Below are 3782 nucleotides of genomic sequence, written 5' to 3'. Positions count from 1 at the left end.
GTTGATAACAGGGAGGCGTCAAACAGAGTGGACAGGAGCCACTCGGTGTCCAAACAAGGACAATGACAGTCATAATCGAGAAAGCTTAATCCTTCGTAAACGAGCGGATTTCTTCAGGCTTTGTTTGCCATGTCGGCCATTGGCCGAGATTGATTCGCATTTCAAATGAAGCCGCGAACAGCCCATCCCTGTAGAGGGAAAGTAGGCCAGCGGCCCTGCCATAACATGGGGCCTCGGCTTGCGAGCACCTGCGTTCGCGACGACGACACGGCAATTGCTCGCGTCTACGACTTGAAGAAGCTGTTCGCCGCATCTTTTGACGCTCGCTTCTTCGTGATCGCCTCCTGCAACCGCGCGACTTCGGAATTCAGCAGCGCGATGCGCTCGGTCAATTCCTCGACCGATAGCAGCGACAGGTCCTGGCCGATCTCGTGGGTGATTTTCTTCCGCGGCTTGTCGTCGTCCTCGATTGCCATGCGTTTCTCCTTGCGCCGAGCGGACCCGGAGCGGTTGCCAGCCGGAGCCGGGCTGGCTAATCAGGGGCCGCCTGCAATAAAATTCCCAGCCTTTCGCAAGGACAAATCATGGAAAAGCTGCCCGCGCAAATGACCGTCGTCGGTATCAGCAAGCCCGGCGGCCCCGAGGTGTTGCTGCCGGAAACCCGCAGCGTGCCGAAGCCCGGTCCGGGCGAAATCCTGGTCAAGGTGATGGCGGCCGGCGTCAACCGTCCTGATGTCGCGCAGCGCTCCGGCGCCTACCCGCCGCCGCCTGGTGCCAGCGACCTGCCCGGCCTCGAAATCGCCGGCGAAGTGGTCGCGCTCGGCGAAGGCGCCACCAAGCACAAGCTCGGCGACAAGGTGATGTCGCTGGTGGCAGGCGGCGGCTACGCTCAATATTGCATTGCGCAAGACGCGCAGGCGATGCCGGTGCCGCCGTCGCTCTCGATCCAGGAAGCCGGCGCGATCCCGGAAACGCTGATGACGGTCTGGCACAATATGTTCGAACGTGGCGCGCTGAAGGCAGGCGAAACCCTGCTGATCCACGGCGGCTCGTCCGGCATCGGAACCATGGCGATCCAGCTTGCGAAAGCGTTCGGCGCTAAAGTTATCGTGACCGTCGGCTCGCAGGACAAGATCGACGCCTGCCTGAAACTCGGCGCCGACCGCGCCATCAACTACAAGAACGAGGACTTCGTCGCCGTGGTCAAGGCGGAGACCAACAATGCGGGCGCCAACCTGATCCTCGACATGGTTGCCGGCGACTATGTCGATCGCAATTACGACGCCGCCGCGGTCGACGGCCGTATCGTGCAGATCGCGACCCTCAACGGACCCAAGGTCAGCGTCAACATTGCCAAGGTGATGGTGAAGCGGCTGACCCATACCGGTTCCACACTGCGCCCCCGTACTAATGCGGATAAGGCCGCGATGGTCGCCGCAATCGAAGCCAAGGTGATGCCGCTATTGCGCGAAGGACGCGTAAAACCGCTGATGGACAGTTCGTTCCCACTGGAAAAAGCCGCCGACGCACACCGACGCATGGAGACCTCAGCACATATTGGCAAAATTGTGTTGGCGGTTTAATGATCCACGGCGGAGCAGAGGCGGAAACCCTTTGATTTACTTCGCTTTCATGTCATTTATCGCGGAAACGCCGGCCTGTTCGCCAGGCCGGAAGGATCGTTGGTCGCGGAGTACTGACATTGCGTCTGATCAGGTGCCTTGCGCTATTCGCGCTGGGCTTCATGATTGTTGCGGCCGCGCCAGCGGCACACGCGATTGACGCGGTCAGCGTCCGCGGTGACGCGCCTGCGATCGACCTCACAGCCGTCCTCGACCATCAGCGCAGCGAGACCGATCGCATCCAGGTTTCAACGGCCCCCGGCACCGACGGCATTGTCCGCCGCATCGAGGTCCGCGCCCGTGAAGGCGGCCAGAACTGGGTGGTGTTCGCGCTGGCCAACAACACCGACGACCAGCTCGACCGCCTGATCGTCGCTCCGCACTACCGCATCGTGTCGTCGGGCCTGCTGTGGCCCGACCTCGGCCTGTCGCGTATCGCAACGATCACGCCATCGACCGGTGACCGCCCCGAGCGCCAGGAAAGCGCGACCGCCGACATCTTCCGCATCACGCTCGACCCCGGCGCCGTCGTCACCTTCGTCGCGGAACTGCGCACCGATAAATTGCCGCAGCTCTATCTGTGGGAACCCGACGCCTACAAGGACAAGGTCAACTCGTTCACGCTCTACCAGGGCATCGTGATCGGCATCTCCGGACTCTTGGCCCTCGTGCTCACCATTCTGTTCGTGGTCAAGGGCAGCATCATGTTCCCGGCCGCCGCCGCGCTGGCCTGGGCGGTGCTGGTCTATATCGGCGTCGATTTCGGCTTCTGGGGCAAGGTGCTCGACATGTCGAACAACGCCGAGCGCGTCTGGCGCGCGGCGGGCGAAGCGATCCTCGCCGCGACGCTGCTGGTGTTCCTGTTCGCCTATCTCAATCTCAGCCGCTGGCATGTGCGATATTCCCACATCACGGTCGGCTGGCTCGCCTTTCTCGGCTCGCTGGTGGCGCTGGCGCTGTTCGATCCAGCGGTTGCCTCGGGCATCGCGCGCATCTCGCTGGTGCTGATCGCCTTCGCCGGCTTTGCGCTGATCGTCTATCTCTCGACGCATGGCTTCGACCGCGCCGTGCTGCTGATCCCGACCTGGTTCCTGCTGGTGGTCTGGGTGATCGCGGCCGGCATGACGGTTGGGGGAAGCGTCACCAACGACATCGTCGGCCCGGCGCTGCTCGGCGGCCTCGTGCTGATCGTGATGCTGATCGGATTTACTGTCATGCAGCATGCCTTCGCCGGCGGCGGCGCCACCACCGGCATCGTTTCCGACGTCGAGCGCCGCGCGCTGGCGCTGACCGGCTCGGGCGATCTGATCTGGGACTGGGACGTCTCCGCCGACAAGGTGTTCACGAGTCCGGAGACCGAAAGCCTGCTCGGCCTGAAGCGTGGCACGCTGGAAGGTCCCGCCGCCAAATGGCTCGAGGTGCTGCACCCGCTCGACCAGGATCGCTTCCGCGCCGCGCTCGACAGCGTGCTCGACCAGCGCCGCGGCCGCCTGATGCAGGATTTCCGCCTCCGCACGCCGGACGGCCATTTCATGTGGTTCGCGCTGAAGGCGCGCCCGGTGGTCGGCTCCGACGGCGAGGTCTCGCGCGTCGTCGGCACGCTCACCGACGTCACCGAGTTCAAGAACGCCGAAGAGCGCATGCTGCACGACTCCGTGCATGACAACCTCACCGGCCTGCCGAACCGCAAATTGTTCATGGACCGCCTCGGCGCGGTGGCCAATTTCACCAAGGCGATGCCGAACCTGCGGCCGACGCTGATGGTGATCGATCTCGACCGCTTCAAGCAGGTCAACGATTCCGTCGGCATCGCGGTCGGCGACTCCATCCTGCTGACGCTGGCGCGGCGGCTGACGCGCATCCTCAAACCGCAGGACACGCTGGCGCGGCTCGCCGGCGACCAGTTCGGCCTGATCCTGTTGTCGGAGCAGGACCCGGCGCGCATCACCAATTTCGCCGAGACGATCCGCAAGACGATCCGCGCGCCGATCGCTTTCAACGACCGCGAGATATTCCTGACCGCCTCGATCGGGCTCGCGCTCTCCGATCCGCAGACGCAATTGTCCGAGGAGATCATCAAGGACGCCGAGCTTGCGATGTATCACTCCAAGCGCATCGGCGGCGACCGCATCGACGTCTACAAGCCGGCGATGCGCGCGC

3 protein-coding genes are annotated in these 3782 nt (G+C 63.6%); 2 read left to right on the top strand and 1 reads right to left on the bottom strand.

The window, feature by feature from the left end:
* Positions 1 to 284 precede the first annotated feature (284 nt).
* Positions 285 to 476, bottom strand: coding sequence for a DUF1192 domain-containing protein (locus V7E26_RS29590; RefSeq protein ID WP_324422927.1), 192 nt, complete (start codon positions 474 to 476; stop codon positions 285 to 287).
* A gap of 108 nt (positions 477 to 584) precedes the next feature.
* Here V7E26_RS29590 and V7E26_RS29585 point away from each other — a divergent pair, with 108 nt between their 5' ends.
* Both V7E26_RS29585 and V7E26_RS29580 read left to right on the top strand, forming a co-directional pair.
* Positions 585 to 1583, top strand: a complete 999-nt coding sequence (locus V7E26_RS29585) for an NAD(P)H-quinone oxidoreductase (RefSeq protein WP_324422926.1) — start codon at positions 585 to 587, stop codon at positions 1581 to 1583.
* Between the two features lie 119 nt (positions 1584 to 1702).
* Positions 1703 to 3782 (top strand): diguanylate cyclase domain-containing protein (locus V7E26_RS29580; protein ID WP_324422925.1); only part of this gene is annotated, 2080 nt, incomplete at its 3' end.

Origin of the sequence: Bradyrhizobium sp., assembly GCF_036735945.1 — a bacterium.
GTDB lineage: Bacteria > Pseudomonadota > Alphaproteobacteria > Rhizobiales > Xanthobacteraceae > Bradyrhizobium.
Note: the sequence above shows the minus strand (reverse complement) of the source record. Positions and strands in the feature narration are given on the sequence as shown.

Bases quoted from the DNA above. Each gene is read 5' to 3' on its own strand.
- V7E26_RS29585 (WP_324422926.1), top strand. From the start codon at position 585: ATGGAAAAGCTGCCCGCGCAAATGACCGTCGTCGGTATCAGCAAGCCC.
- V7E26_RS29590 (WP_324422927.1), bottom strand. From the start codon at position 476: ATGGCAATCGAGGACGACGACAAGCCGCGGAAGAAAATCACCCACGAG.